General features: G+C 70.4%; 22 protein-coding genes and 3 pseudogenes. 12 read left to right on the top strand and 13 right to left on the bottom strand.

Translation table 11 applies throughout. The features are described 5' to 3' along the window. Positions 1-125: 125 nt before the first annotated feature. The 7 genes from pflB to adhP all read left to right on the top strand — a co-directional run bounded on the left by pflB (position 126) and on the right by adhP (position 9,263). The gene (pflB, locus tag OG507_RS05820; RefSeq protein ID WP_327366049.1) at positions 126-2,384 is read left to right on the top strand and encodes a formate C-acetyltransferase; all 2,259 of its coding nucleotides are present in this window, start codon (positions 126-128) and stop codon (positions 2,382-2,384) included. After that, positions 2,381-3,130: a pyruvate formate-lyase-activating protein gene (pflA, locus tag OG507_RS05815; RefSeq protein WP_327366048.1), complete on the top strand. Its 750-nt coding sequence runs from the start codon at positions 2,381-2,383 to the stop codon at positions 3,128-3,130. The genes pflB and pflA overlap by 4 nt, the downstream gene beginning before the upstream one ends. Positions 3,131-3,296: 166 nt before the next feature. Then, positions 3,297-4,325: a type I glyceraldehyde-3-phosphate dehydrogenase gene (gap, locus tag OG507_RS05810; RefSeq protein WP_327366047.1), complete on the top strand. Its 1,029-nt coding sequence runs from the start codon at positions 3,297-3,299 to the stop codon at positions 4,323-4,325. A gap of 122 nt (positions 4,326-4,447) precedes the next feature. After that, a complete protein-coding gene (locus OG507_RS05805) occupies positions 4,448-6,193 on the top strand; it encodes a sensor histidine kinase (protein WP_327366046.1) in 1,746 nt (581 codons plus the stop codon). 317 nt (positions 6,194-6,510) lie between these two features. Continuing rightward, positions 6,511-7,140 (top strand): hypothetical protein, encoded by a 630-nt coding sequence (locus tag OG507_RS05800; RefSeq protein WP_327366045.1) that lies wholly within the window; start codon positions 6,511-6,513, stop codon positions 7,138-7,140. Positions 7,141-7,292: 152 nt separating this feature from the next. After that, positions 7,293-8,198, top strand: coding sequence for a universal stress protein (locus tag OG507_RS05795; protein ID WP_327366044.1), 906 nt, complete (start codon positions 7,293-7,295; stop codon positions 8,196-8,198). A 42-nt stretch (positions 8,199-8,240) separates the two neighbouring features. Beyond that, positions 8,241-9,263: an alcohol dehydrogenase AdhP gene (gene adhP, locus OG507_RS05790; RefSeq protein ID WP_327366043.1), complete on the top strand. Its 1,023-nt coding sequence runs from the start codon at positions 8,241-8,243 to the stop codon at positions 9,261-9,263. Positions 9,264-9,575: 312 nt separating this feature from the next. On the opposite strand, the gene OG507_RS05785 is transcribed toward adhP, so the two are convergent. The 5 genes from OG507_RS05785 to OG507_RS05765 all read right to left on the bottom strand — a co-directional run bounded on the left by OG507_RS05785 (position 9,576) and on the right by OG507_RS05765 (position 16,322). Further along, positions 9,576-10,424: an SGNH/GDSL hydrolase family protein gene (locus tag OG507_RS05785; RefSeq protein WP_327366042.1), complete on the bottom strand. Its 849-nt coding sequence runs from the start codon at positions 10,422-10,424 to the stop codon at positions 9,576-9,578. A gap of 117 nt (positions 10,425-10,541) precedes the next feature. After that, on the bottom strand, positions 10,542-11,561 hold the full coding sequence (locus tag OG507_RS05780; RefSeq protein WP_327366041.1) for a hemolysin family protein: 1,020 nt from the start codon (positions 11,559-11,561) through the stop codon (positions 10,542-10,544). Next, the gene (locus tag OG507_RS05775) at positions 11,558-12,895 is read right to left on the bottom strand and encodes a hemolysin family protein (RefSeq protein WP_327366040.1); all 1,338 of its coding nucleotides are present in this window, start codon (positions 12,893-12,895) and stop codon (positions 11,558-11,560) included. The genes OG507_RS05780 and OG507_RS05775 overlap by 4 nt, the downstream gene beginning before the upstream one ends. 198 nt (positions 12,896-13,093) lie before the next feature. Continuing rightward, complete coding sequence (locus tag OG507_RS05770; RefSeq protein ID WP_327366039.1) at positions 13,094-13,519, bottom strand: GNAT family N-acetyltransferase; 426 nt, start codon at positions 13,517-13,519, stop codon at positions 13,094-13,096. A 73-nt stretch (positions 13,520-13,592) separates the two neighbouring features. Beyond that, positions 13,593-16,322: a SpoIIE family protein phosphatase gene (locus OG507_RS05765; RefSeq protein ID WP_442810948.1), complete on the bottom strand. Its 2,730-nt coding sequence runs from the start codon at positions 16,320-16,322 to the stop codon at positions 13,593-13,595. Between the two features lie 198 nt (positions 16,323-16,520). On the opposite strand from OG507_RS05765, the gene OG507_RS05760 reads away from it, so the two are divergent. Next, the gene (locus tag OG507_RS05760) at positions 16,521-16,748 is read left to right on the top strand and encodes a hypothetical protein (protein ID WP_030921856.1); all 228 of its coding nucleotides are present in this window, start codon (positions 16,521-16,523) and stop codon (positions 16,746-16,748) included. After that, positions 16,745-17,116, top strand: coding sequence for a fic family toxin-antitoxin system, toxin component (locus tag OG507_RS05755; protein ID WP_327366037.1), 372 nt, complete (start codon positions 16,745-16,747; stop codon positions 17,114-17,116). Before OG507_RS05760 ends, OG507_RS05755 begins: the two co-directional genes overlap by 4 nt. A gap of 69 nt (positions 17,117-17,185) precedes the next feature. Here the strand turns inward: OG507_RS05755 and OG507_RS05750 are convergent, their stop codons facing one another. The 4 genes from OG507_RS05750 to bioB form a co-directional block, all read right to left on the bottom strand. Beyond that, the gene (locus OG507_RS05750; protein WP_327366036.1) at positions 17,186-17,863 is read right to left on the bottom strand and encodes a class I SAM-dependent methyltransferase; all 678 of its coding nucleotides are present in this window, start codon (positions 17,861-17,863) and stop codon (positions 17,186-17,188) included. 79 nt (positions 17,864-17,942) lie between these two features. Then, a complete protein-coding gene (gene bioD / locus OG507_RS05745) occupies positions 17,943-18,632 on the bottom strand; it encodes a dethiobiotin synthase (protein ID WP_327366035.1) in 690 nt (229 codons plus the stop codon). Position 18,633: 1 nt separating this feature from the next. Further along, positions 18,634-19,938: an adenosylmethionine--8-amino-7-oxononanoate transaminase gene (locus OG507_RS05740; protein WP_327366034.1), complete on the bottom strand. Its 1,305-nt coding sequence runs from the start codon at positions 19,936-19,938 to the stop codon at positions 18,634-18,636. After that, positions 19,931-21,097 (bottom strand): biotin synthase BioB, encoded by a 1,167-nt coding sequence (gene bioB, locus OG507_RS05735; protein ID WP_327366033.1) that lies wholly within the window; start codon positions 21,095-21,097, stop codon positions 19,931-19,933. Before bioB ends, OG507_RS05740 begins: the two co-directional genes overlap by 8 nt. Positions 21,098-21,239: 142 nt before the next feature. Here bioB and OG507_RS05730 point away from each other — a divergent pair, with 142 nt between their 5' ends. Beyond that, on the top strand, positions 21,240-22,382 hold the full coding sequence (locus tag OG507_RS05730; RefSeq protein ID WP_327366032.1) for an 8-amino-7-oxononanoate synthase: 1,143 nt from the start codon (positions 21,240-21,242) through the stop codon (positions 22,380-22,382). On the opposite strand, the gene OG507_RS05725 is transcribed toward OG507_RS05730, so the two are convergent. Both OG507_RS05725 and OG507_RS05720 read right to left on the bottom strand, forming a co-directional pair. Beyond that, on the bottom strand, positions 22,375-22,581 hold the full coding sequence (locus OG507_RS05725; protein ID WP_327366031.1) for a DUF397 domain-containing protein: 207 nt from the start codon (positions 22,579-22,581) through the stop codon (positions 22,375-22,377). The genes OG507_RS05730 and OG507_RS05725 overlap by 8 nt on opposite strands. Positions 22,582-22,605: 24 nt before the next feature. Further along, on the bottom strand, positions 22,606-23,466 hold the full coding sequence (locus tag OG507_RS05720; RefSeq protein ID WP_327366030.1) for a helix-turn-helix domain-containing protein: 861 nt from the start codon (positions 23,464-23,466) through the stop codon (positions 22,606-22,608). A gap of 204 nt (positions 23,467-23,670) precedes the next feature. On the opposite strand from OG507_RS05720, the pseudogene OG507_RS05715 reads away from it, so the two are divergent. Further along, positions 23,671-23,772 (top strand): annotated as a pseudogene (locus OG507_RS05715) (ATP-binding protein); the annotation flags it as partial. A 20-nt stretch (positions 23,773-23,792) separates the two neighbouring features. On the opposite strand, the pseudogene OG507_RS05710 reads toward OG507_RS05715, so the two are convergent. After that, a pseudogene (locus tag OG507_RS05710) lies at positions 23,793-24,778 on the bottom strand (IS5 family transposase). Between the two features lie 90 nt (positions 24,779-24,868). On the opposite strand from OG507_RS05710, the pseudogene OG507_RS05705 reads away from it, so the two are divergent. Further along, positions 24,869-25,186: pseudogene (locus tag OG507_RS05705) on the top strand (ATP-binding protein); the annotation flags it as partial. Between the two features lie 43 nt (positions 25,187-25,229). Here OG507_RS05705 and OG507_RS05700 read toward each other — a convergent pair. Continuing rightward, positions 25,230-26,168 carry a LysR family transcriptional regulator gene (locus tag OG507_RS05700; protein ID WP_327366029.1) on the bottom strand — a complete coding sequence of 313 codons (939 nt, stop codon included), beginning with the start codon at positions 26,166-26,168 and terminating at the stop codon, positions 25,230-25,232. Positions 26,169-26,170 lie beyond the last annotated feature (2 nt).

Below are 26,170 nucleotides of genomic sequence, written 5' to 3'. Positions count from 1 at the left end.
GACCGAAGGTCCCGGCGGGCCGGGGCCGGATGGGGACCGGTGCGGTGCCCTGTCCGGCACTCCTCGTCGGCACCTCGGACGACCAGCATCGACAGTGAACGGATGCCCCGACGAAAGGACCTGCGATGACCGCGACGGTGACAGCCGGCCCCCGGACCGCCGACGCCTGGCGGCAGTTCGCCGGAACGGGATGGCGTGAGCGCATCGACGTGCGCGACTTCATCCAGGCCAACTACACGTGCTACGACGGCGACGCCTCGTTCCTGACCGGACCGACGAACCGCACCCGCACGGTGTGGGAGAAGGTCGGCGCGCTCTTCCCCGAGGAGCGGCGCCGGGGCGTCCACGACGTGGACACCGCCACCCCGTCCACGATCACCTCGCACGCCCCCGGCTGGATCGACCGGGACCGCGAGCTGATCGTCGGCCTGCAGACCGACGCCCCGCTGAAGCGCGCGATCATGCCCAACGGCGGTCTGCGCATGGTGGAGAACAGCCTGAAGGCGTACGGCTACCAGCCCGACCCGTTCGTGACGAAGGTCTTCAGTACCTACCGCAAGACTCACAACGACGGCGTCTTCGACGCCTATACCCCCACGATGCGGGCGGCCCGCAGGGTCGGCATCATCACAGGGCTGCCGGACGCCTACGGCCGCGGGCGGATCATCGGCGACTACCGCCGCGTCGCCCTCTACGGAACCGACCGGCTGGTCGAGGCGAAGCGCGCCGAACGGGCTCTGCTGGACGCCCGGCCGTCCACCGCGGACGTCATCCGCGACCGTGAGGAACTGGCCGAGCAGCTACGGGCGTTGGGTGAGCTGACCCGGATGGCGGCGACCTACGGCTGTGACGTCTCCCGCCCGGCCGACACTGCGCACGAGGCCGTCCAGTGGCTCTACCTCGGCTACCTGGCGGCGGTGAAGGAACAGAACGGCGCGGCGATGTCGCTGGGCCGCACCTCCACCTTCCTGGACGTCTACCTCCAGCGGGACCTGGAGGAGGGCGTCCTCGACGAGTCCCGTGCCCAGGAGCTGATCGACGACTTCGTGATCAAGCTGCGGATCGTGCGCTTCCTGCGCACCCCCGAGTACGACGCCCTGTTCTCCGGTGACCCGACGTGGGTGACCGAGTCCATCGGCGGTATAGGCGTGGACGGCCGTCCGCTGGTGACCCGCACATCCTTCCGGTTCCTGCAGACGCTCTACAACCTCGGACCGGCCCCGGAACCCAACCTGACCGTGCTGTGGTCGCCGGGGCTGCCGGCCGGGTTCAAGGAGTTCTGTGCCCAGGTCTCCATCGACACCAGCGCCGTCCAGTACGAGTCGGACGAGCTGATGCGCCCGCGCACCGGTGACGACACCGCGATCGCCTGCTGCGTCTCCGCGATGGCGGTGGGCAGGCAGATGCAGTTCTTCGGCGCCCGGGTCAACCTCGCCAAGGCCCTGCTGTATGCCGTCAACGGTGGCCGGGACGAGATGAACGGTGAGCAGATCACTCCCGAGATGCCGGCGCTGAGCGGCGAGTACCTGGACTACGACGAACTGTCGGCGGCCTACGACCGCGTGCTGGACTGGCTCGCGCAGACGTACGTCGACGCGCTCAACGTCATCCACTACATGCACGACAAGTACGCCTACGAGCGCATCGAGATGGCGCTGCACGACTATCCCGTCCACCGCTTCATGGCCTGCGGCATCGCCGGCCTGTCCGTCGCCGTGGACAGTCTGTCCGCTGTCAGGCACGCACGGGTGAGGGTGTTCCGGGACGCGACGGGACTGGCCGTGGACTTCGAGACCGAGGGCGAGTTCCCGGCGTACGGCAACAACGACGACCGGGCCGACTCCCTCGCCGTCGAACTGGTGGAGTCGTTCATGGCCAAGGTGCGCAAGCACCCCACCTACCGGGATGCCGAGCACACGCAGTCGGTGCTGACCATCACCTCCAACGTCGTGTACGGCAAGCACACCGGCAACACCCCCGACGGCCGCCGCGCCGGCCGGCCCTTCGCTCCGGGCGCCAACCCGATGAACGGCCGGGACCGGCACGGGGTGGCGGCCTCGGCGCTGTCGGTGGCCAAGCTGCCGTACGAGCAGGCGCGCGACGGCATCTCCCTGACCACCACGATCACTCCGGAGGGACTCGGGCACGTACCCGAGGAGCGCGCGGGCAACCTGGTCGGCATCCTCGACGCCTACATGTCCGCGGGCGGTTTCCACATGAACGTCAACGTCCTGGACCGGGCCGTGCTGGAGGACGCGATGGAGCACCCGGAGAAGTACCCGGAGCTCACGATCCGGGTCTCCGGATACGCCGTCAACTTCGTCCGCCTGACCCGCGAGCAGCAGCTCGACGTGATCAGCCGCACCTTCCACGGATCGCTGTGACCGGCATCGTGCACGGCGCGGCCATCGGCCGGATCCACTCCTGGGACCTGTCCACCGGCGTGGACGGTCCCGGGACCCGGTTCGTGCTGTTCGTCAGTGGCTGCCCCCTGCGCTGCCTGTACTGCGCCAACCCCGACACCTGGCACATGCGCGACGGGCGGGCGGTCACCGTCGACGAGGTGATGGGGGAGATCGACAAGTATCGGGCGTTCATCACCACGGCGGGTGGCGGAGTGACTCTCACGGGCGGTGAGCCTCTGCTTCAGTCCGCGTTCGCCGGCGCCGTGCTGCGCCGTTGCAAGGAGGCCGGTCTGCACACCGCGCTCGACACCTCCGGCTTCCTCGGCCTCCGTGCCACGGACGAACTCCTTGCCGACACCGACCTTGTGCTGCTGGACATCAAGTCCTTCGACATCCCCACCTACCGGAAGCTGACCGGCGGCGGACTCGACCCCACACTGAACTTCGCCACCCGTCTCGACCGACTGGGCAAGCGCATGTGGATCAGATACGTGCTGGTGCCCGGCTGGACCGACGATCCGGAGGCGGTCGACGGGCTCGGTGGCTTCCTTGCGGGGCTCGGCAGCGCCGAGCGGATCGATGTCCTGCCGTTCCACAAGCTCGGCGCCGCCAAGTACGACGCCCTGGACGTCCCCTTTCCCCTGCGAGACACGCCGACCCCCGACGCGGCACTGGTGGACCGGGTCCGCGGCCAGTTCCGCGCACACGGTCTGGTGGCCCACTGACCGCAGCCGCGTCTTCGGCCCGAGCGCCGCGGTCCCGCCGCCGAGGGGCCGAAGGTCCCCCGGACCGTCCCCGCACGGCCCATGACCCGACGGGTGCACCACCGCAAAGCTGAAAGCGGTCCCGGAACAGACCGGGATCGCCGAACTTCAGGGGAGGACAACCGACATGACAGTGCGTGTGGGCATCAACGGCTTCGGCCGCATCGGCCGCAACTATCTGCGCTGCGCTCTGGAACGAGCCGACACCGGCACCGGTGTGCCGCTGGAGGTGGTGGCGGTGAACGACACCACCTCGCCCGAGGCGCTGGCGCATCTGCTGACGTACGACTCGACGTACGGGCGGCTGCACCGCACCGTCGAGCACGATGAGACCTCGCTGTCCGTGGACGGACACCGGATGGAGGTGACTGCCGAGCGCGACCCCGCCGCCCTGGGGTGGGGCGACCTCGGAGTGGATCTGGTGATCGAGTCGACCGGCCGCTTCCGCACGCGCGAGCAGGCCGGCCTGCACCTGGCGGCCGGGGCACGCAAAGTGCTGCTGTCCGTGCCTGGCAAGGGCGTCGACGCCACGATCGTGATGGGTGTCAACGAGGGCACGTACGACGCGGAACAGCATCACGTGATCTCCAACGCCTCCTGCACCACCAACTGCGTGGCTCCCATGGTGAAGGTGCTCGACGACCACTTCGGGCTCGTCAAGGGGCTGATGACCACCATCCACGGTTACACCAACGACCAGGTCGTCCTCGACGGCCTGCACAAGGACCTGCGTCGCGGCCGCTCGGCGGCGGTGAACATCATCCCCACCACCACCGGTGCCGCCCGCGCCGTGGGCCTGGTCCTGCCGGAGCTGGCCGGCACACTGGACGGCAGTGCCGTGCGCGTCCCCGTCGAGGACGGCTCGCTGACCGATCTGACGGTGGTACTCGGCCGGCCGGTGAGCGCGGAAGAGGTGAACGCCGCCTACCGGGAGGCCGCGGAAGGCCCGCTGAAGGGCGTGCTGAGGGTGTCCGACGCCCCGATCGTCTCGCGCGACGTCGTCGGCGACACCGCTTCGTGCGTCCTGGACGCACCGCTGACCCAGGCGCACGGGGAACTGGTGAAGGTCTTCGGCTGGTACGACAACGAGTGGGGCTACACCAACCGCCTGCTGGACCTCACCGAGTATGTCGCGACCCGGCTGCCGGGGAACTGAACACCCCGGCCGGCCCACGCCCTTGCTGTGACAGTGTTCCCGTACCGCCCTCGGAGCCGAGCCGCTACCGTGGCGGGGGAGCGCACGGTTGTCGCAGTTCGGTGGGGTGTGGAGGGTCATCGGTGGGAAGTGCCAGAGAGGTTCGGGAGGCCCGTGGGGGGCTGCCGCAGTTGCGGCTGGATGAGTTGCTGGATGAGCTGCAGGCCCGTCTGGACGCGGCACGTGGCACCCGTGACCGGGTGCACAGCCTGCTGGAGGCGGTGCTGTCGGTCGGCCGGGAACTGGACCTCGAACAGGCACTGCACAGCATCGTCGAGGCCGCGGCGGCCCTGGTCGACGCGGAGTACGCCGCACTGGGAGTGATCGGCCCGGACGGCAAGCGGCTCTCGGCCTTCCACACGGTGGGTGTCAGCGACGAGCAGATCGCCCGCATCGGCCCCTACCCGGAAGGCCATGGCATCCTCGGTGAGCTGATCCGCCACCCCGAGCCGCTGCGGCTGACCAAGCTCTCCGAGAACTCCGCCTCCTACGGATTCCCGGCCCACCACCCGCCGATGAACACCTTCCTGGGCGTCCCCATCCGGGTACGGGATCACGTCTTCGGGAACCTGTACCTGACCGAGAAGCGGGGCGGGCAGCAGTTCGACGAAGATGACGAGGCGGTGCTGGCCACCCTCGCCGTGGCGGCCGGCGTGGCGATCGACAACGCCCGCCTCTACGAGGAGTCCCGGCTGCGCGAGCGCTGGCTCCAGGTGAACGCGGAGATCACCCACACCCTGATGTCCGGCACCGATCAGGGCGGGGTGCTGCGGCTGATCGCCGAACGGGCCAGAGAGATCACCGGCTCCGCCCTGAGCGTGGTGGCCATGCCGGTGAGCGGGACGGACACGCTCGCCGTGGAACTCGCGATCGGCCAGGAGGCCGAGGCACTGCGCGGGATGGTGCTGCCCGTGGAGGGAACCCTCGTGGGGCAGGCTTTCCGGCAGGGGACGTGGGTGAGCAGCCCGGACGTCTCCCAGGACGAGCGGATGTCGGTCGGCCTTCCGCGTTCCGGTGGTCTGGGACCGGCCGTGGCCGTCCCCGTCGGTTCCGGGGACGACAGGGTGCGCGGTGTGGTTCTTCTGGTCCGGGAAGCGGGCCGACCCGAGTTCTCCGAGAAGGAGACGCAACCGCTGCAGGTCTTCGCCGCGCAGGCCGCCGTCGCCATGGAACTGGCGGAGCGCCGCCAGGACGCCGAACAGATCGCGCTGCTGGAGGACCGCGACCGGATCGCACGCGATCTGCACGACCTGGCGATCCAGCGGCTGTTCGCCACCGGCATGACACTCCAGAGTGCCGGCCGGCGTATCCAGGACGAGAGGGCCTCCGAGCGGGTCCTGCGGGCGGTGGACGACCTCGACGAGACCATCAAGATCATCAGGTCGACGATCTTCGGCCTGCGTTACCGGGACGACACCGTGTCCTCCGGGCTGCGCGCCCGGGTGGTGCGGACGGCCGGTGACGCCGCACCGGTCCTGGGCTTCGCGCCGAGCGTCCGCATGGAGGGCCTGCTCGACACACACGTCCCGAGGGAGACCGCGGACCACGTCCTGGCTGTTCTGTCCGAGTCCCTGACCAACATCGCCCGGCACGCCCGGGCGGACCGCGCCGACTTGGCCCTGGAGACCGATGGCAAAGAAGTGCGGCTCACGGTCACGGACAACGGCGTGGGCATAGCGCCCGGAGGCCGACGCAGCGGACTGGGCAACATGGCGGAACGGGCGCGCGAACTCGGCGGGGACATGGAGTTGAGCAGTCCGGAAGGCAGGGGTACGCGCATCGTGTGGCACGCACCGGTGGGACAGGGCACGGACGCGTCGGACGCGTGAACCGGGCGACCCGCCGCCGGTCGCGGCGAGGCGGACGGGAGCTGAACGCCGCTCACTTCTGACGGCCGTTCACGTCACGTGTCCCTGGCGGGGAACACCGCGGAGCACGTGGGAGAGAACTCGTCCGTCGCAGTGCTCGCTCACAGCCGGGCGGGGATCCGCCCGGCCCCTGGCTCCGGCGTGGCCGAACGTCCCTCCATGGAGGGCCCGTTCAGCCCCGCGATCACGGCCCATCGGCACCCGGCGCGCGACCGGCTTCTGCACCAGAGTGAGTGGTGTCAGGAACCACCCCGGACAGTCCCGAAGGGATCACCACCATGGCCGTGCACGAGCACTCTCACCGCAGTGCGGGTTTCCACCTGCCGTCCTTGCGCAGGAACCGGACCACCGCCGCACCCGAGTCCGCCGTGTCGGCACACAGCGACACGCACACCGCACGGGCCTACGTCCTCGCCTCGGCGCGCCTGCTGATGGGCTTCGTCTTCCTGTGGGCCTTTCTCGACAAGACCTTCGGACTCGGCTACGCCACCGCTTCCGGCAAGGGCTGGATCGATGGCGGCTCGCCCGCCGAGGGGTTCTTGGGCCACGTCGCCGTCGGACCGATGGAGTCCACCTTCCACGCATGGGCCGGCGCCGCCTGGGCGGACTGGCTGTTCATGCTGGGCATGCTCGGCATCGGCCTCGCGCTGGCCGCAGGGGTGGCCCTGCGCCTGACGGCATTCGCGGGCACCGCGATGATGGCGCTGATGTGGGTGGCCGAATGGCCACCGGCCCAGCACCTGTCGGACGGCTCGATGAGCATGTCGACGAACCCGTTCGTCGACTACCACCTCGTCTACGCCGTGGTGCTCATCGCCCTCGCCGTCACCTCCGCCGGCGACACCCTCGGACTCGGACGGCTCTGGGCCCGGCTCCCGTTCGTCCGCGGTAACGGATGGCTGCGCTGAACACCGCTGGTGCGGTGGGCCTGCCGGCGGGCCCACCGCACCAGTGCGCCGATGGGGTCGGTCGGCCCCCGCCGGGGACCAGCGGCCCCTGCCCCGGAACCCCGGTGAACGAGAAGCTGAAACAGCACCACCCGCCACAGGAGGAGGACACCATGTCCCGCACGATCACGGTAGGACTCGATGGATCGCCCGAGAGCCGCGCCGCCGCGGACTGGGCGGCCCGCGAAGCGGCGCTGCGCGACCTGCCGGTCAAGCTCGTCCACGTGTGGCCGCCGGTACCCGAACCGATGCCCCAGACCCCGTTGTTCGACGCCGAGACCTACCAGCACTGGACCGAGCGGCTCCCCCGCGAGATCGCCGAGACCCTGATATCGCGCCACCCCGGGGTCGAGGTGTCCACCGAACAGCGGGCCGGAGCCGCGGCCGACGCCCTTGTGGAGGCCGCCCGCGACGCCGAGTTGCTGGTCCTCGGCTCCCGCGCGCTGAGCGGGCTCGGAGGCTTCCTGGTCGGATCTGTCGGACAGGCCGTGGTCGCCCGCACCGAAACGCCCGTGGTCCTCGTACGGGCCGGGGAACAGGCCGCCGACGAACACCTCGCGGATCCCGCGGGTGTCCCGTCCGCGGACACCGCCTTCCGGCCCGTCGTCCTCGGCCTCGACACCGCCGGCGCCGACGACGCCGTGATCGCCTTCGCCTTCGAGGAGGCCCGGCGCCGCCACACGGGTCTGTACGCCGTCCACGGCTGGAGCCTGCCGCCCTACTACGCGTACAGCATGGCCGCCGCTGTCGATTTGAGCGACGACATCGCCCGGCAGCAGGCCGCCGAACTCACCGACGCCCTGCGCCCCTGGCAGCAGAAGTACCCGGATATCGAGGTCGTCGAGGTGTCCCGGCTCGACAGCCCCGCCAGGCAACTGATCGACGCCTCCCGCGACGCCTCTCTCGTCGTCGTCGGCCGACGCGTGCGCCGCAACCCCTTCGGCGCCCACATCGGTGCCGTCACCCACGCGGTGCTGCACCACGCCACCGCACCCGTCGCCGTCGTCGCCCACCACTGACGCGTCCGACCCCACGAGACGATCATTGAAGGAGCAGGCACCATGAAGGCAGCAGTCGTGCGGGAGTTCGGTGAACCCCTGGTCATCGAGGAGCGCCCCGACCCCGAACCCGGCTTCGGCCAGGTCCGCGTCCGTGTCGAGGCGTCCGGGCTGTGCCACACCGATATCCACGCCGCAAACGGTGACTGGCCGGTCAGGCCGACACCGCCGTTCGTGCCCGGCCACGAGGGCGTCGGCCTCGTCGAGGAACTCGGCAACGGCGTCACGCACTTGTCCGTCGGACAGCGGGTCGCCGTGCCGTGGCTGGGCAGGGCGTGCGGGCGGTGCGAGCACTGCCTGTCCGGCTGGGAGACGCTTTGCGAGAGCCAGGTCAACACGGGATACGGCTGCGACGGCGGGTACGCCGAGAAGATGCTGGCCTGGGCCGACTTCGCCCAGGTCGTGCCCGAGGGTGTCAGTGCCCTCGACGCCGCGCCGCTGACCTGCGCGGGCGTCACCACCTACAAGGCCCTGAAGGTCGCCGCCGTCCGGCCCGCCCAGCTGGTCGCCATCTCGGGCGTGGGCGGGCTCGGCCACCTGGCGGTGCAGTACGCGAAGATCGCCGGGGCCACCGTCGCCGCGATCGACGTCACCGACGACAAGCTCGAACTAGCCCGCGAACTCGGCGCCGACATCGTCATCGACGCCCGCACCCAGGACGTCGGCGCCGAGCTGAAGCGGCACGGCGGGGCCCACGCCGCTCTCGCCCTCGCCGTGAATCCGGCCGCCTTCGAAGCGGTCAACTCCGGCTTGCGGCGCGGCGGAAAGCTCGTGATGGTGGCCCTGCCCGCGCACGGCACCATCCAGGTGCCGATTTTCGACACCGTCCTCAACGGCACCTCGGTGATCGGTTCCATCGTCGGCACTCGCCAGGACCTTGCCGAGGTCTTTCAACTCCACGCGGCGGGCCGGACCAGGGTCATCCAGGAGACCCGCCCGCTCGCCGCCGTCAACGAATCCGTCGACGAGGTCCTGCGCGGTCGGATCAAGGCCCGCATCGTCTTCGACCTCGGCGCGGAAGGCTGAGAACGACGCCGCAGCCCTTGCCGCGACCCGGCAGCAGGGCCTGGCCGACACCGATCGCCGAGGTCGCCCGACCCGTGGTTTTGTGCGTGCGCGTCATGTGTGGTGCGGGTGTTGACGGTCGATACGCGTCCCGCCGCTGCCCAGCAACGCCGCGGGCCTGCGAGCACGCCTACTACGTGGGCACTCGTGCCTCGTGCGACGCCCCGGGGCAGAGCCGACCGCGGCCCGGCGCCGCGGTCCGGTTCGTGGGCTGCTACGAGACCGGGGTCACTCGACTCCCGCTACGAGAGCAGCGGGGAGACGCGACCGGCCTCACGAGAGCGGAGCCGCATCCACCTGGCGCCACGTCGCCACCGGGCCGGGGTCACGGGAGTCCTCGGGGGTGACCCAGAACGCCCTCCCCAGTTCGGCGCTGTACTGGGCGCCCGTCCGCCCGTCACCGGACGAGCGGCCGGTCAGGCGGCGACCGATCCACGGCAGCAAGTGCCGGCGGGCGAAACGGAGGTCATCGACGCGTCGTATCGCCCATTTCGGGGGCGCGGCGGCCGGCAGTGGCGTCTGCCAGTCGTTCTCCGGCGGCAGCCCCAGCGCCTGCCAGACCGCCTCCGCCACCCTGCGGTGCCCGTCGGCCGTCAGATGCAGCCGGTCGACGTCCCACAAGCGGGGATCGCCCAGGGCCGGTGCTCCGTACAGATCGACGACCGATGCTCCGTGGCGGGCCGCCAGGTCGTCGACGAGTGTGAACAGCTCCTCCATCCGCGGACGGAAACGTTCCATCACCGGGCCGTTGCGACCGGGGCTGCGCATGAGCACGAGCTTCTTGCACGAGGGCGCGAGCCGCTCCACGGCTTCTTCGAGCCGTCCGCGGACCATGCCCATGTCGCACTTGGGCCGCAGCGTGTCGTTGAGACCGCCGACGAGCGTGATGACGTCCGCCTGCATGGCGGCGGCCACATCGACCTGCTCGTCGACGATCTGGCTGATCAGCTTGCCTCGTACGGCGAGATTCGCGTATCGGAATCCCGGCGTGCGGACCGCGAGCCGTCCGGCGAGGACATCGGCCCAGCCCCGGTAGGAGCCGTCGGGCAGCAGGTCCGACATGCCCTCGGTGAACGAGTCGCCGACCGCGACAAGGCTGGTGTAGGAGGCATTCATTTCCATGGCGCTGCGATCGTATCGCGGTGGGCTCCGGCCTCCTCCCGCGACGGTCGCGGATGGGGCGCGGCCGAACGCGCACCACGCCCCACCCCATCCCGCCTCACAGCGCCCACCGAACGGTCAGCGCGCCTTCGGCCGTCCCACCAGTTCGCGCAGCACGTCCTCCATCGTGACCATTCCGGCCAGTCGCTCGTCCTCGTCCAGAACCGCCGCCAGATGTGTACGGCTGCGCCGCAGCGCGGTCAGTACGTCGTCGAGCGGTGTGGCGGCCCGTACCCGGGCGATCGGGCGCATCGCCGTCACGGGGAACGGCACATCGCGCGGTGTGGCGTCCAGGGCGTCCTTCACATGGAGGTAGCCCAGGATCCGCTCCTCGCTGTCCATCACCGGGAAGCGCGAGAAACCGGTCTCGTACGAGAGCTGTTCCAGCTGTTCCGGCGTCGTCCCGATCCTGGCGTAGACCACTCGCTCGACCGGCATGACCACATCCCGCACCGGGCGACGGCCCAGCTCAAGGGCGTGGTGCAGCCGTTCGGCCGCGCGGTCGTCGACCAGCCCGGCAGCCCCGGCATCCTTCACCAGCCGGGCCAGTTCGTCGTCGGAGAACGTGGCGGACACCTCGTCCTTCGTCTCGACCCGCAGGAGTTTCAGCAGCGCGTTGGCGAAGGCGTTGATGGCGAAGATCACCGGGCGCAGCGCCCGGGCGAGGGTCACCAGCGGTGGTCCGAGCAGCAGTGCGGTCCGTACGGGCTCGGCCAGGGCGATGTTCTTCGGCACCATTTCGCCGAGGAGCATGTGCAGATACGTCGCCACGGACAGCGCGATCACGAACGAGATCGGATGGACCAGTCCGTGCGGCACGCCCACCGCGTCGAAGACGGGCTCCAGCAGATGCGCGATGGCCGGTTCGGCGACGATGCCGAGGACCAGGGTGCACAGGGTGATGCCCAACTGCGCCGCCGCGAGCAGCGCCGAGACGTGTTCGAGGCCCCAGATGACGCTGCGCGCCCGCCGGTTTCCGTTCTCCGCCTCCGGTTCTATCTGGCTGCGGCGTACGGAGATCAGCGCGAACTCCGCGCCGACGAAGAAGGCGTTGAAGACCAGGGTCATCAGTCCGATGAAGAGCTGGACGGCGATCATCGTGCGTCCTTTGCCTGCTCGTCGTCGCCGGGCAGCGGCGCATGCAGCAGCGCCCGCGCGGCACGGCGCCCGGAGGCGTCCACCACGTCGACCCGCCAGCCGGCCAGTTCGATCGAATCACCCACGGCGGGGATGCGGCCGACCTCGGTGGCGATGATTCCGGCGAGTGTCTCGTACGGTCCCTCCGGCACCCGCAGTCCTATCCTCTTCAGCTGGTCGATGCGGGCGGCGCCGTCGGCCGACCACAGGGTCCGTCCGTCGGCGTCCTCGCCCGCCGCTGCCAGGTCCGGCGTCTCGTGCGGGTCGTGCTCGTCGCGCACCTCGCCGACCACCTCCTCGACGATGTCCTCCAGGGTCACGACGCCGGCTGTCCCGCCGTACTCGTCGATGACGACGGCCATGGCGAGCCTGCTGGACAGCCGGTCCAGAAGCCGGTCCACGGTGAGGGTCTCCGGTACGAGCAGGGGCTCGCGCAGCAGCTCCGAGACGCGTGTACGGGGCCGCTGCTCGGCCGGGACGGCCAGCACGTCCTTGATGTGTGCCACGCCGACGACGGTGTCGAGGTTGCCGCGGTACACCGGGAAGCGGGACAGTCCGGTCGCCCGGGTGGCGTTCGCCACGTCCTCGGCGGTCGCCTGTATTTCGAGCGCGGTGACCTGGACCCGCGGGGTCATGACGTTCTCCGCCGTGAGCTCCGCCAGGTTGAGGGTGCGGACGAACAGCTCCGCGGTGTCCGCCTCCAGCGCGCCCGCCTTCGCGGAGTGCCGGGCCAGCGCCACCAGCTCCTGCGGGCTGCGGGCAGAGGCCAGTTCCTCGGCCGGTTCCAGGCCGAAGCGGCGCACGATCCGGTTCGCGGTGTTGTTGAGGTGGCTGATGAACGGCCGGAAGACCGAGGTGAAGGCCCGCTGCGGGGTCGCCACGGACTTCGCCACGGCGAGCGGGGAGGAGATCGCCCAGTTCTTCGGTACGAGTTCACCGACGACCATCAGGAACACGGTGGACAGCGCGGTTCCCAGGACGAGGGCCAGGGAGGACGCCACCCCGGGGGACAGGCCGACGGCCTCCACCGGTCCGCGGATCAGCTTCGCGATGGACGGTTCGGAGAGCATGCCGACCACCAGGTTGGTGACGGTGATGCCGAGCTGTGCGCCGGAGAGCTGGAAGGTGAGGCTCCGTACGGCCTTCATGGCGCTCGCGGCGCCGCGCTCGCCCTGTTCGACGGCCCGTTCGAGCTGGCCGCGCTCGACGGTCGTCAGTGAGAACTCGGCCGCGACGAAGGCGCCACAGGCGAGCGAGAGCAGCACCGCCACGAGCAGCAGAAGCACTTCCGTCATCGGTTCACCTCCGTCCCATGATCGGGCAGGGGCAGGAGAATCGCTCGGTGTCGGAGATGTCGAGGATGTCGACTGAGGCGATGGTGACTACTGGGAGGCTCGCCCATGGGCGGACGCTCACACCTTTCGGAAGGATCGGTAGGGAGATCATCCATCGTAAAGGATCGGCAAAGTCGTCCGCCCTCTCGGGTGATCGTCTCAGTCCGTGAGGGGCTTCACCCAGCGCCGCCAGTGGTCCTCGCGGTGGTAGCCGCCCGCGGCCCAGGTGTGGTGCGCCCGCTCATTGGCCTCCAGGACCATGGCGTCCACCCGTCGCCCGCCCAGGGCGATGAACCGCTGTTCCGCCGCTTCCAGCAGGGCGGTGGCGATGCCCTGCCTGCGCCGGTCCGGGTGTACGGCCAGCCGGTACGCGGAGCATCGCCAGCCGTCGAAACCGGCTATGACACTTCCCACGAGCAGCCCGTCGCGCTCTGCGAGAAGCAGGGCCCCGGGGTCTCGCGAGATGAGCCGGGACACTCCGTCGTGGTCGTCGCTGATACTCGTCCCTTCTGCGGCTTCGCGCCAGAACCGCAGGACGGCGTCGATATCGGTGAGGGTGGCGCAACGGACGTGGAGATCACTCATCCGGCGAGCCAAGCAGAGCGCGGACCCGCTCGGCGAACGATTTCCGCTCCTCGGACCTCTCTGCGCTCGGCGGTCAGAGTTCCGCGTCGAGGATGTCCAGGAACGCCGCGGCGTTCACGCTCCCGTCGGGGCGGGGCAGGGACAGTTCTGCCCAGATGACCTTGCCCTGGGGGGTGTAGCGGGTGCCCCAGCGTTCGGTCAGCTGGGCGACGAGGAACAGCCCGCGGCCTCCCTCGTCCAGTGCGGCGGCATAGCGCAGATGGGGCGAGGTGCTGCTGCCGTCGGCGACCTCGCAGGTCAGGGTGCGGTCGAGCAGCAGCCGTATCGTGACCGGTGCGGAGCCGTAGCGGATGGCGTTGGTGATCAGCTCGCTGAGCACCAGTTCCACGGCGAATGCCAGCTCGGACAGGCCCCAGTCGTCGAGCTTCCCGGCCACGGCGGCGCGCATCCCCGCCACTGCGGCGGGGTCGAACGGCACGTCCCAGTCGGCGACGTGGTCGGGCGGGATCGCCCGTGTGCGGGCGATCAGCAGCGCCACATCGTCCTTGGGCCGGCTGGGCAGGAGGTCGTCGAGCACCGCCTGGCAGCTCTCGTCCGGCGACCGGTCGGGGTGGTACGCCAGGGCTTCGCGCAGCAGCTCGATCCCCACGTCGATGTCCCGGGTGCGGTCCTCGATGAGCCCGTCGGTGTACAGGACGAGCTGTGTGCCCTCCGCCAGCTCCAGTTCCTCGGTCTCGAACGGCATGCCGCCCAGGCCCAACGGCGGCCCGGCCGGCAGATCGGGGAACGTCACGTTGCCGTCGGGCCGTACGACTGCGGGCGGGGGATGCCCCGCCCGCGCCATTGCACAGCGGCGGGAGACGGGATCGTAGATCGCATACAGGCAGGTGGCGCCCGTGATCCCGGCACCGGCGGTCGTTTCCACCTCCTCCTGGTCGATGCGCTGGACCAGGTCGTCGAGGTGGTTGAGGATCTCGTCGGGCGGCAGGTCGAGTGTGGAGAAGTTGTGCACGGCGGTACGCAGCCGTCCCATCGTGGCGGCCGCGTGCAGGCCGTGGCCGACGACGTCCCCGACGACCAGCGCCACCCGGCTGCCCGGCAGCGGGATCACATCGAACCAGTCGCCGCTCACCCCGGAGAACGCGGGCAGGTAGCGATGGGCGACATCGAGTGCGCTCTGCTCGGGCAGGGCGCGCGGGAGCAGGCTGCGCTGCAGTGTCACGGCCAGTGCGTGCTCCCGGGTGTAGCGGCGGGCGTTGTCGATGCTGACCGCCGCCCGGGCGACCAGTTCCTCGGCCAGGGACAGGTCGTCCTCCTCGAACGGCTGGGGTTTCTCCGAGCGCCAGAAGTTGGCCATGCCGAGGATGACGCCCCGGGCCTGGAGGGGCACGGTGATCAGCGAGTGGATGCCGTACTCGACGACCCTGTGTGTCCGCTCCGGTTCCTGGGCGAGCCAGCCGGGTGCGGCGGACAGGTCGGGCACCAGCTCCGAGCGGCCACTGCCGAAGGCCTTCGCCTGCGGCGTGGAGGGCAGGAAGTCGATCAGGGTGCCGCGTTCGTAGAGCGGATGGTCGTCCCGGATGCCCCGGACGGCGGTGCGGCGCATGTCCGCGCCCGTGGTCGTCGGCTCGTCGCCGTGCAGGACCGGATCGGCAAGGTCGACGGTGACGAAGTCGGCGAGCCGGGGGACCGCGACCTTCGCCAGCTCCTCGGCCGTGCTCACCACATCGAGGGTGGTGCCGATGCCCAGCCCGGCGTCGTGCAGCAGTTGCAGCCGCTCGCGGGCGCGGTCCGCCCTGCCCGACAGTGCCCGCAGCTCCGTGGAGTCACGCAACGTCGCGACCGTCCCCTTCGGGCCGCCGTGACGATCGGTGGTCCGCTGGTTGACCGCGAGCAGGCGGTCCCCCGCAAGGTGCACCTCGTCCGTGGCCGCGCGGCCCGAGGTCAGCAGCTCCACCGTGCCGGGATCGAGGCCGGGCAGGTCCTTGATGCGCTGCCCCTCGGCATCCTGCGGCAGGTCCAGCAGCCGCCTGGCCTCGTCGTTCGCCAGGACGAGCCGGCCGTCGTTGCTGACGATGAGCACGCCCTCGCGCACGGAGTGCAGCACCGCGTCATGATGCTCGTACATACGGGTCATCTCGGCCGGGCCCAGCCGGTGGGTCTGGCGCCGCAGCCGTCTGGCGATCAGCGCGGTCCCCGTCGTGGCCATGACGAGCGCGGCCGCTCCGGTACCGAGGATGATCGGAATCTGCCGGGACACCACGCTGGTCACGTTCTCGACCTTCATGCCGGCGGACACCAGGCCCACGACCTTGTCCGCGTGGTCCTCGATGGGGACGACCGCCTGCACCTCGTGGCCGAGCGGGCCGTTGACGCTCTCGGTGTACACCTGCCCGGCCAGCGACGGCCCGATGGTGCCGACGAACTTCTTTCCGATCTGCTGCGGCTGAGGGTGCGTGTAACGGATCCCCTTGGTGTTCATCACCACGATGAAGTCGACGCCGGCCGCCTTCCGCGCGGCCTCGGTGAGCGGTTGGAGCACCTTGGAGGGATCAGGGGTCTTCAACGCGGCCAGGACGCCCGGTGAGTGCGCGAACGTCTGCGCGACGGCGATCGAACGGTGTCTCGCCTCCGAGTTGGTGTCGTGCTGGGACTGCAGCAGGAGCGCCAGCACCGCGGCCGCCACGAGGAGCACCACCACAGCCACCTGCAGGGCGAAAACCTGCCCGGCGAGGCTTCGGGGGTGCTTGTCCGTGAGTGACCGAACCGGTGCGTTCCGGAATCGGCCGAAACGTTTGGCCACATTGCCCTTTTTAACACCGCAAGGTCGACACCGCGTTGGGGCGAGGCTGGCAGGAGGGGCCTTTCGGGCGGGAGTGTGCGGCTGCGGCAATCGGCTGCCGGCAGGGCGCCGTGGCGCAGGCGTCGTTCCCCGACAGATGTACGGGGCACCGGAGGGCTCCTCTTGCCGGTGCTAGCAGACCCGCGCTAGCGTGATGGAGTGCCCAAGACTCAGCTGAACGTGAGAGTGGACGAGGCCACCGCCGAGGCCGCGCGTCAGCGCGCGCTGCAAAGGGGGATGAGCGTGAACCGCTACATAGAAGAGCTCGTCAAGCAGGATGCGGGCGAGGTCGGACACACCTTTGTCGAAGCCGCGGCCGACTTCATGAAGCAGTACGAGTCGGTGTTCGCCGAGGAGTTCGGCCCGGAGCGCAAAGGCACGCGTTGAACCTCCAGATCGACCTTTCCTGGCTGCTCATGGTGGCCGAGCACAAGACCCCCGGCGATCCACAGGTCGTCGACTGGGGCGCGCTAGTGGCCGCGGTGGCCCGCCATGAGGCCGAGATCTTCGGCAGCCCCGTCTACAGCGACCCGCACTCCAGGGCCGCATCCCTTCTGCAGTTGCTGCTCCATGTGCCCGCGCTCGAACACTCCAATGCCCTGTTCTCCTCGGCCGTCGCCTACGGCTATCTCGTCGCCTCCGGACTGAAGGTCATCACTTCACCCGAGCAGGTGCGCGACTTGGCCCGGCTCGTGAAGGAGGGCAAGGCGGATGTCCGGGCCATCGCCGACGAACTGCGCCAGTGGAGCCTGTGACACCGCCGGTGCGCGTCGGTGGACCGATGAATCGGTGACGCCGCGGGCACGCGGTGACGCGCCGATGCGTCAGCTCACCACGGTCGGCCGCCGCGCCACGCCAAGCACGCACGCCGATGTGGGCAGCCGGATTCCCCAGTCGGGCATCCTGACCCTGCGGTACGTCTCCACCGTGAACCCGGCGCGCTCGATGGCGGCCAGGGTGTCGCGCGCCGTGTGACAGCCACCTGCCACCAGCGGCCACACCGTACGGTCCAGCGCCAGCTGAACCGTTGCCATGGCCCGGTCATCGGCCCGCACGTGCTCGAAGAAACGGAGCTCGCCGCCGGGACGCAGCACCCGTACGATCTCCGCGAGCGAACGCTCCACATTCCGCACGGTGCACAGCACCAACGACGTGACGGCCCCGTCGAACGCCTCGCTCTTCACCGGCAGGGCCTCTGCCACACCCGGCACCACATCCACCGGAATTCCGGCACGCAGCGCCGACCGTACCGCCAACTGCCGCAGGGTGCGCTCGGGTTCGATCGCCACCACCTCCGACACCGCGGGCGGGTAGTGCGCGAAGTTCAGGCCGTTGCCCGCCCCTATGTCGATGACCCGGCCCGACAGACCGGCCAGCAGTTCCGAGCGCACCGCGGCCAGCCCCGCCCCGGTCTCCGCGGCCACGCTCATCCGGGCGTAGAACCGGGCGAAGACCGGATGGTGCACGGCGTCCTCAAGGATCTTCGTGCTGCGCAGACGCATGGCGGACCTCCTCGACACGGCGCTCGACCGGAAAGGTAGGGCTACCTTGATTCTTCCCCGTCCCGCGCGGCTCAGCCGCTCAGTCCGCCCGCCGATTCCCGCCCAGTTCCGCCGCCAGCCAACTCCCCGCCCTGGCGCGGAACTCGGCGGGCGCCAGCGCCCCCGCACCGGCCGGCACCGCACCCAGCAGCGGGGCGCCCGCGGCCACCGGAAGGTCCTGAAGATTGCAGAGCGCCGCGAGGTCCGGCTCGGCGGGCATGCTGCCCACCACCACACCGCGGCACTCCAGCCCCCGGGCCCGCAGAGCTTCCGAGGTCAACGCGGTGGCGTTGAGCGTGCCGAGCCCGGCCGGTGCCACGATCAGGACCGGCGCGCCCAGCAGCCGGGCCGCATCGGCCAGGGTCGCGCCCTCGTCGTCGTACCGTACGAGCAGGCCGCCCGCGCCCTCGATCAGCACCAGATCGTGCCCGGCCGCCAGCTTCTCGGCCGCCTCGGCGATCTCGTACGGCCGTACCGGCGCCAGACCGGCCCTGCGGGCGGCCGTGGCCGGTGCCAACGGTTCGGGGAACCGCGCCAGTTCGACCGCGGTCACATGGCCGCCCGCCAGCCGTGCCACCTCGGCGGCATCGCCGGGCTCGCCGGGGGCCAGCCCCGTCTGCGCGGGCTTGAGCACCGCGACGCGCCGGTCCCGGCAGGCCGCCGCCACGGCCGCGGTCACGACCGTCTTGCCGATCTCCGTGCCGGTACCCGTCACCACCAGAACCGTCATCTCAGCCCTCCCGCGCGGCCGCGCACACGGCACGGCAGATCCGTGCCACATCCTCGTCACCCGTCACATACGGCGGCATCGTGTAGACGAGATCGCGGAACGGCCGCAGCCACACGCTTTCCCGTACCGCCGCCCGGGTCGCGGCCTCCATGTCCACCTCGTGATCCAGCTGTACGACGCCGATCGCGCCCAGCACCCGCACATCCCGCACCCCGGGCAGCTTCGCGGCCGGGGCGAGACCGTCGCGCAGCGCGCCGCCGATCCGCTCGACCTCCTTCTCCCAGTCCTGTCCGAGCAGCAGGTCGATGGAGGCGCACGCCACCGCGGAGGCGAGCGGGTTGCCCATGAACGTCGGCCCGTGCGCCAGCACCGGTACCTCGCCGCGCGAGATGCCCTGCGCCACCCGTGAGGTGCACAGCGTCGCCGCCATCGTCAGATAGCCGCCGGTAAGTGCCTTGCCCACGCACATGACATCGGGCGAGATGCCCGTGTGCCCGGCGGCGAACAGCTTTCCCGTACGGCCGAAACCCGTGGCGATCTCGTCGAACACCAGCAGCACGTCATGCGCGTCGCACGCCTCGCGCAGCACCCGCAGATAAGCGGGGGAGTGGAACCGCATCCCGCCCGCACCCTGCACCACCGGCTCCACGATCACCGCGGCCAGCCGGTCGGCGTGCTCCCCGATCAGGTCCCACAGGTGCTGTACGTACGCGGCGTCCGGCTCCGCGTCGAAGCCGGCCGGCGGCTCGTCCGCGAAGACCTGCCGGGGCAGCACACCCGACCACAGCTCGTGCATGCCGCCCTCGGGGTCGCACACCGACATCGGCTGCCAGGTGTCCCCGTGATAGCCGCCGCGCCAGGTCAGCAGCCGCTGCTTGGCCGACCGCCCGGCCGAGCTCCAGTACTGCAGACACATCTTCACCGCGACCTCGACCGACACCGACCCGGAGTCGGCGAGGAAGACATGGCGCAGCGGTTCCGGGGTGATCTCCACCAGCCGGGTGGCCAGGCGCACGGCGGGCTCATGGGTGAGCCCGCCGAACATCACATGACTCATCCGGTCCAGCTGGCCGCGTGCCGCCTCATTGAGCACCGGGTGGTTGTAGCCGTGCACCGCCGACCACCACGACGACATCCCGTCGACCAACTCGTGCTGCCCGTGGGCCGGTTCGGCGAGCCGGAGGCGGACCCCGGACGCGGACTCCACGACCAGCGGCTCCTGACGTCCCGGCATCGGGCCGTACGGATGCCAGACGTGGGCCCGGTCCAGGGACCGCAGCTCGGCCGGGGAGAGAGCCTCAGGCATTGGGGGCGAGATCCGTACCCGCACCGCGACGGCGGACCGCCACCAGATCCGTGCGCGCGGCCGGGACATCGCCGGGCTCGGCCGCGGTCTCCGCGGGCGCGTCACCGCAGGGCGCGCACCCGCCCTCGTGCGAACCACAGCCGCCACCCACCTGCGAACGGTGCGAGGGCAGCGTCGTCGTTCCCGCTCCCTCCACCTCGAAACCGGCGTCCGCGATCATGTCCAGATCCGCCTGCCCCGCCTGTCCCTCACTGGTGAGGTAGTCGCCCAGGAAGATCGAATTGACCAGGTGCAGCGCGAGCGGCTGCATCGAGCGCAGATGCACCTCGCGCCCGCCCGCGAGCCGGACCTCCACATCCGGGCAGACGAACCGGACCATCGCCAGAATGCGCAGGCAGCGCTGCGGGGTGAGGTTCCACTCCTTGGCCAGCGGTGTTCCCTCGAACGGGATCAGGAAGTTCACCGGCACCGAGTCCGGGTCCAGCTCGCGCAGCGAGAAGACGACATCGACCAGATCGGCGTCGCTCTCACCCATTCCGGCGATCAGCCCGGAGCACGCCGAGAGCCCTGCCGCCTGCGCCTGCTGTACGGTCTCCACCCGGTCCGCATAGGTGTGGGTGGTGGTGATGTCCCCGTACGTCCCCTCGGACGTGTTGAGGTTGTGGTTGTACGCGTCAGCGCCCGCCGACCGCAGCCGGTCGGCCTGGCCCTCGGAGAGCAGACCGAGGCAGGCGCACACCTCGACGCCCTCGTTCTGCTCCTTGATCGCCTCGATGGTCTGCGACACCCGGTCGACGTCCCGGTCCGTCGGACCGCGACCGCTCGCCACCAGACAGACCCGCTTGGCGCCCCCCGCCACCCCGGCGGCGGCGGCCTTCGACGCCTCGTCCGGCTTCAGCCACGTGTACTTGAGGATCTCGGCCTTCGAGCCGAGCCGCTGCGAGCAGTAGGAGCAGTCCTCGGGGCAGAGCCCGGACTTCAGATTGACCAGATAGTTCAGCTTCACGCGCCGCCCGAACCACTGACGGCGCACCTTTCCGGCCGCGGCCACCACTTCGAGCAGATCGTCGTCCGGGGTCGCCAGTACGGCGAGCGCTTCTTCGCGGGTCGGCAGCTCGCGCCGCAGCCCCTTGTCCACCAGCGTGTTCAGGAGGTCCATGGCGTTGATCCTGGCCTACGGCATGGCCTGCAGCCAAGGAGGAACCGGACAACAGAGCCTGTCGAGGGTGTGTGTATTGCCACACCATGACCTGCTGCGCCCCCGGTTAGGGTCTGTGAGCTGCCTACAAAAGGGACCGCTCATGCCCTTCGCCCCGTTCGACTGGATCGATGACGAGGCGCGCCGCCGTGCGGACGCCGGACTCGTCCGCACGCTCCGCCCCCGGCCCGCCGAACCGGAACTCCTGGACCTCGCGAGCAATGACTATCTGGGCCTGACCCGGCACCCCGAGATCACCGCCGCCGCCGCCGAGGCCGCGCGCCGGTGGGGTGCGGGGGCGACCGGATCGCGGCTCGTCACCGGCTCGACCGCCCTGCATGCCGAACTCGAACGAGAACTGGCCGACTTCTGTGGCTTCGAGGCGGCACTGGTGCTGTCATCGGGCTACGCGGCCAATCTCGCCGCCCTCACCGCGCTCACCGGCCGGGGATCGCTGATCGTCTCCGACACCGGCAACCACGCCTCGATCGTCGACGGTTGCCGGCTCTCGCGGGCCGAGACCGCCGTCGTGCCGCATGCCGATCCCGATGCCGTACGCAAGGCCCTGCAGACGCACGGCGGGCGCGCGCTGGCGGTCACAGACTCGGTCTTCTCGGTCGACGGCGACGCCGCACCACTGCCCGAACTGGCCGGTGTCTGCCGGGCGGAGGGCGCCGCACTGCTCGTCGACGACGCGCACGGCCTCGGAGTGCTGGGCGAAGGCGGCCGGGGCGCACTCGCCGCCGCCGGACTCGCGGGCGGGGAGGGAATCGTCACCACGCTCACCCTCTCCAAGTCCCTGGGCAGCCAGGGCGGAGCGGTCCTCGGCCCGGCCCGGGTCATCGAGCATCTGGTCAACACGGCCCGTACGTTCATCTTCGACACGGGCCTCGCACCGGCCGCGGCGGGCGCCGCCCTCGGGAGCCTGCGGCTGCTGCGCCGCGAGCCGGAACGCGCCGGCCGGGCCCGTGCGGTCGCCACCGCCCTCCACGAGCGGCTGACCGAGGCCGGTCTGACCGCCGTACGCCCCGACGCCGCCGTGGTCTCGGTGCGGGCGCCCTCGGCGGATGCGGCGGTGCGCTGGGCGGCCGACTGCCGCACCGAAGGAATCGCGGTGGGGTGCTTCCGGCCGCCGTCGGTGCCGGACGGTGTCTCCCGGCTGCGGCTGACCGCGCGAGCCGATCTGACCAGGGACCAGATCGCCGCCGCCGTGGCCGTCGTGCTGCGGGCCGCTCCCGTCAGCTGACCGGAGCCCGGTGCAGACCGGAGACGAAGGATGTCCAGGCCGCCGCGGAGAACCGCAGGGGTGGCCTGGACACGTCCTTGGAGTCCCGCACGGCCAGCCGCCCGTCACCGAACGGCGAGGTCTCCACGCAGTTGTTCATACCCGTGCTTCGGCTGCTGCGCCGCCACCGTAACTCGTGCTGTGCGAGGCAATCCGGCATGAGGCCCCCTCGGGCGGTTCTGGCTCACCGGCCGTCGCGGTCGATCGCGGCGATGAGATCCAACGAGTGCTGCGGCGACAGCGCGTGTGCCTGCATCGTGTGGAAGGCCGAGCTGTACGCCTCAAGGTCTTCTTTCCGCTCCAGATAGAGGCTACTCGTCAAATGGTCGAGAACCACCACGTCCAGATCAGAAGTGTTCGGAAATGAGAAGATAACGAAAGGTCCGGTGAGGCCGGCGTGGCCACCGACCGAGAACGGCAACAACTGGAGTTCCACGTGGGGTAGTTGAGCCACACGGGTCAGATGGCGCAGCTGGTCCCTCATCACCCGGCGCCCGCCGACCTCACGCCGCAGCACCGCCTCGTCGAGCACCGCACTGAGCCGCAGCGGCGGATCGGTCCGCAGCACCCCCTGCCGGGCGAGCCGCACCTCCACCAGGGAGTCCAACTGGCCCGCGGGCAGCCCGTCCAGCGATGCCCGGGTCACCGCACGCGCGTAATCGGCCGTCTGCAGGAGCCCCGGCACCACCGAGGTCTCCAGGGTCCGTGCGGTCCGCGCCTGGGACTCCAGACTGATGAAGTCGCGGTACTGCGGCGGGATCAGACCGCGATAGGCATGCCACCATCCGGTGCCGCCACCGCCCGCCGAGCCCGCCAGCGTCGCCAGGAGCGCCCGCAACTGCGTGTCGTCCACGCCGTACGCGTCCAGCAGCCGGGTGACATCGGCCGGCCGCACCCCACTGACACCGGTCTCGATCCGGCTCACCTTCGACTGATGCCAGCCGAGCATCCGCGCGGCGTCCCGACTGGTCAGTTCCGACGCATGGCGCAGACTCCGCAGCTCCTCCCCGAGCTTGCGGCGCCGTACCGCAGGGCCGTGGTGCATCCGCGGCCTCCCTCCCTTTCCTGCCGAGCGGACAGTGTGACGCCTGCATACGGTCTTGTGGGGCAGGGTTCACCGCATCGAGCGACAGATATATGCATATCTTGGTGGATCGCCGTCACGGAGGGCAGCATCGGTGGCAATCTGGCGCGTAGCACAACCGGGACCGGTCGCGGGCCGGTCCAGGTGGGAAAGGGGCGGCTCGCCATGGCAGACCATCAAGAAGCAAGCGTCACTCTGCCGAGCGACCCGGTCTCGGTCTCGGCGGCCCGGAGATATGTGGCCGGCGCGCTGACCGATTGGGGACTAGGTCCTGTACGGAGTTCAGATCATGCTCGTCGGGTGATGCTGCGTAGCCACAGCATCGTGCCGCACAGGTGGAGTCCGGCCAGGTAGCTCTCGGGAGTCTTGTCGTAGCGGGTGGCGATCCCGCGCCAGTTGCGCAGCCGGTTGATGCACCGCTCGACCGTGTTGCGGTCCTTGTACAGCTCGGCGTCGTGACTGACGGGGCGGCCTCCGCGCGAGCCCTTCTTTTTGCGGTTGGCCGTCTGGTCCGCCTTCTCCGGGATCACCGCCCGGATTTGGCGTTTGCGCAGGTAGGCGCGGTTGCGGCGGGAGGAGTACGCCTTGTCGCCGGCGACCGCGTCCGGGCGGGTGCGGGGCCGGCCCCTCCTGCCACGGACCTTGATCTTGTCCACGACCCGCGCGAACTGCGGGCTGTCACCGGCCTGGCCGGGGGTGAGGACGAACGACAGTGGACGGCAGCGCCGTTCGGCTGACAAGTGCACCTTGCTGGTCAGCCCGCCCCGGGAACGACCGAGCTCAGCAGCCTTCAAACGGGCCCGGCGGCGTCGCCGCAACCGCTGCCGCTCGGCTCGTTCCGGGTCCCCGTCCTGATCGTATTGCGGCTCCCGTCCCTTCTTCCCGCCCCCTTTTCGGACTCTGCGGCCTCCACCAGCGCTTCCAACTGCTCTTCGTCCAGAACCATCCCGGCGGCGTGGTGGTGAGCGCGGGAGGTAGCAGAGTCCACGCTGACCAGCGACAGGTCTGCCTCACCGCGTTCTGCGGCATAACCGATGACCGTCTCCATCAGGTGCTGGAAGACGCCCTCGCGCGTCCAGATACGGAAGCGGTCGTAGACGCTCGACCACGGACCGTACTCGGCAGGCACGTCTCGCCAGGGGCTGCCGGTGCGGAACCGCCACATCGTCGCGTTGAAGTGTTTTCGCAGGTCAGGTATGGGTCCGGATACTCCCAGCGGGAGGTGGGGCTCAATCAGGGACCACTGCTCATCGGTCACATCGCCACGTGCCATACCTGATGGCCTATCAAGCGCACACGGTTCCGCGCTGCGGATTACCCGAACCGTGATCTGAACTCCGTACAGGACCTAGCCGCCGGCACGGAGTACGCCGACAGCATCCAGCTCATCGTCTCGGAGCTCGCGACCAACGCCGTCCAGCACACCTTCGGACAGTCGCCCACCTTCACCGTGGACCTGAGGCTGGAGCGGGAGGAACAACTGCACCTGGGGGTGACGGACAGTCACCCGCGCCGGCCCCGGCGGCTGCCCGCGGCCGTTCAACAGGACAACGGACGCGGCATGGTGATCATCCGCTGTCTGGCCAAGGAGTGCGGGGGCAGGCTCACCGTCACCCCCACCGCCGACGGCGGCAAGACGGTCTGGATCGAGCTCCCTTGGAGCGTCCCCGTGCAGAGCTGACCGGCCGTCCGATCCGCCCGCTCCCCGCCTCCCGGCCGCCTGGTCACCCCGCCTCACCGCTCGACCGCTGAGCCGAGCCCGCCCGCCCGAAACCACTGCGCAACAGCGCCTGGAGTGTCGCGGCGGCGGCGCTCGCCCGGTCTCCGCGGTGCACCATCGAGATCGTCCGCCGGTACGAAGCGGGTTCCAGTCGCCGCACGGACAGCGGCGTCGACGACATCGCGGCAACCATCTCCGGCACGACCGCCACTCCGATGCCCGCGCTGACCAGCGCACACACCAGCGCATAACCGGGCGACTCGCAGACCACGGCAGGGGTCGCCCCCGCCTCGGCCAGCGCCTGCTCCACCCCACGACGCGGCGGATGCCTCGGCGCGCTGCTGATCAGAGGCCGCCCCGCAAGCTCCGTCACCGGCAGTCTCCCGGTCCCCTCGGCCAGCATCTGACCGACCGCCGTGATCAGCACCAGCTCCTCGACCAGCAGCGGTTCGGCGAACACCCCGGAGGGCCAGGCCGCCGCGGCCGCCGGCTCGTACACATGGGTCAGTGCGAGGTCGACCTCGCCCTCGGCCACTGCCGTCACCCCGTCCGGCGGCTCGTACTCGGCGACCGCCAGCTCCACATCCGGATGGGCGCGGCGAAACGCGCTCAGCACCGGCGGCAGCAGATGGATGCCCGCAGTGGTGAACGTGCCGACCCTCAGGCGCCCGCCGGAGAGCCCGGAGAGCCGGGCCAGCTCATGGCGGGCCAGGTCCATCTCGTCAAGGATCCGCCGGGCGCGTCCCAGCAGCAGCTCGCCCGCGGCCGTGAGGCGGGCCCCCCTGTGATGGCGCACCAGCAGTGCGGCGCCCGACTCCCGCTCCAGCTTGGCGATCTGCTGGGAGAGCGCCGGTGCGGTGTAGCCGAGGCGGGCGGCGGCCCGGGTGATCGATCCGGCCTCGGCGACCGCCACGAGCGCCGCGAGCCGTGTCGGGTCGTACATTA

It is taken from the genome of Streptomyces sp. NBC_01217, from assembly GCF_035994185.1.
Taxonomy (GTDB): Bacteria; Actinomycetota; Actinomycetes; order Streptomycetales; family Streptomycetaceae; genus Streptomyces.
Note: the sequence above shows the minus strand (reverse complement) of the source record. Positions and strands in the feature narration are given on the sequence as shown.

What these genes read in the sequence shown, in the direction of transcription:
- OG507_RS05800 (WP_327366045.1), top strand. Translation starts at nt 6,511, where the DNA reads ATGGCCGTGCACGAGCACTCTCACCGCAGTGCGGGTTTCCACCTGCCG.
- OG507_RS05700 (WP_327366029.1), bottom strand. Translation starts at nt 26,168, where the DNA reads ATGTACGACCCGACACGGCTCGCGGCGCTCGTGGCGGTCGCCGAGGCC.
- bioB (WP_327366033.1), bottom strand. Translation starts at nt 21,097, where the DNA reads ATGGACCTCCTGAACACGCTGGTGGACAAGGGGCTGCGGCGCGAGCTG.
- OG507_RS05730 (WP_327366032.1), top strand. Translation starts at nt 21,240, where the DNA reads ATGCCCTTCGCCCCGTTCGACTGGATCGATGACGAGGCGCGCCGCCGT.
- gap (WP_327366047.1), top strand. Translation starts at nt 3,297, where the DNA reads ATGACAGTGCGTGTGGGCATCAACGGCTTCGGCCGCATCGGCCGCAAC.
- OG507_RS05780 (WP_327366041.1), bottom strand. Translation starts at nt 11,561, where the DNA reads ATGATCGCCGTCCAGCTCTTCATCGGACTGATGACCCTGGTCTTCAAC.
- OG507_RS05770 (WP_327366039.1), bottom strand. Translation starts at nt 13,519, where the DNA reads ATGAGTGATCTCCACGTCCGTTGCGCCACCCTCACCGATATCGACGCC.
- OG507_RS05795 (WP_327366044.1), top strand. Translation starts at nt 7,293, where the DNA reads ATGTCCCGCACGATCACGGTAGGACTCGATGGATCGCCCGAGAGCCGC.
- OG507_RS05750 (WP_327366036.1), bottom strand. Translation starts at nt 17,863, where the DNA reads ATGCGTCTGCGCAGCACGAAGATCCTTGAGGACGCCGTGCACCATCCG.
- OG507_RS05725 (WP_327366031.1), bottom strand. Translation starts at nt 22,581, where the DNA reads ATGCCGGATTGCCTCGCACAGCACGAGTTACGGTGGCGGCGCAGCAGC.
- OG507_RS05720 (WP_327366030.1), bottom strand. Translation starts at nt 23,466, where the DNA reads ATGCACCACGGCCCTGCGGTACGGCGCCGCAAGCTCGGGGAGGAGCTG.
- OG507_RS05785 (WP_327366042.1), bottom strand. Translation starts at nt 10,424, where the DNA reads ATGGAAATGAATGCCTCCTACACCAGCCTTGTCGCGGTCGGCGACTCG.
- pflB (WP_327366049.1), top strand. Translation starts at nt 126, where the DNA reads ATGACCGCGACGGTGACAGCCGGCCCCCGGACCGCCGACGCCTGGCGG.
- bioD (WP_327366035.1), bottom strand. Translation starts at nt 18,632, where the DNA reads ATGACGGTTCTGGTGGTGACGGGTACCGGCACGGAGATCGGCAAGACG.
- OG507_RS05740 (WP_327366034.1), bottom strand. Translation starts at nt 19,938, where the DNA reads ATGCCTGAGGCTCTCTCCCCGGCCGAGCTGCGGTCCCTGGACCGGGCC.
- adhP (WP_327366043.1), top strand. Translation starts at nt 8,241, where the DNA reads ATGAAGGCAGCAGTCGTGCGGGAGTTCGGTGAACCCCTGGTCATCGAG.
- OG507_RS05775 (WP_327366040.1), bottom strand. Translation starts at nt 12,895, where the DNA reads ATGACGGAAGTGCTTCTGCTGCTCGTGGCGGTGCTGCTCTCGCTCGCC.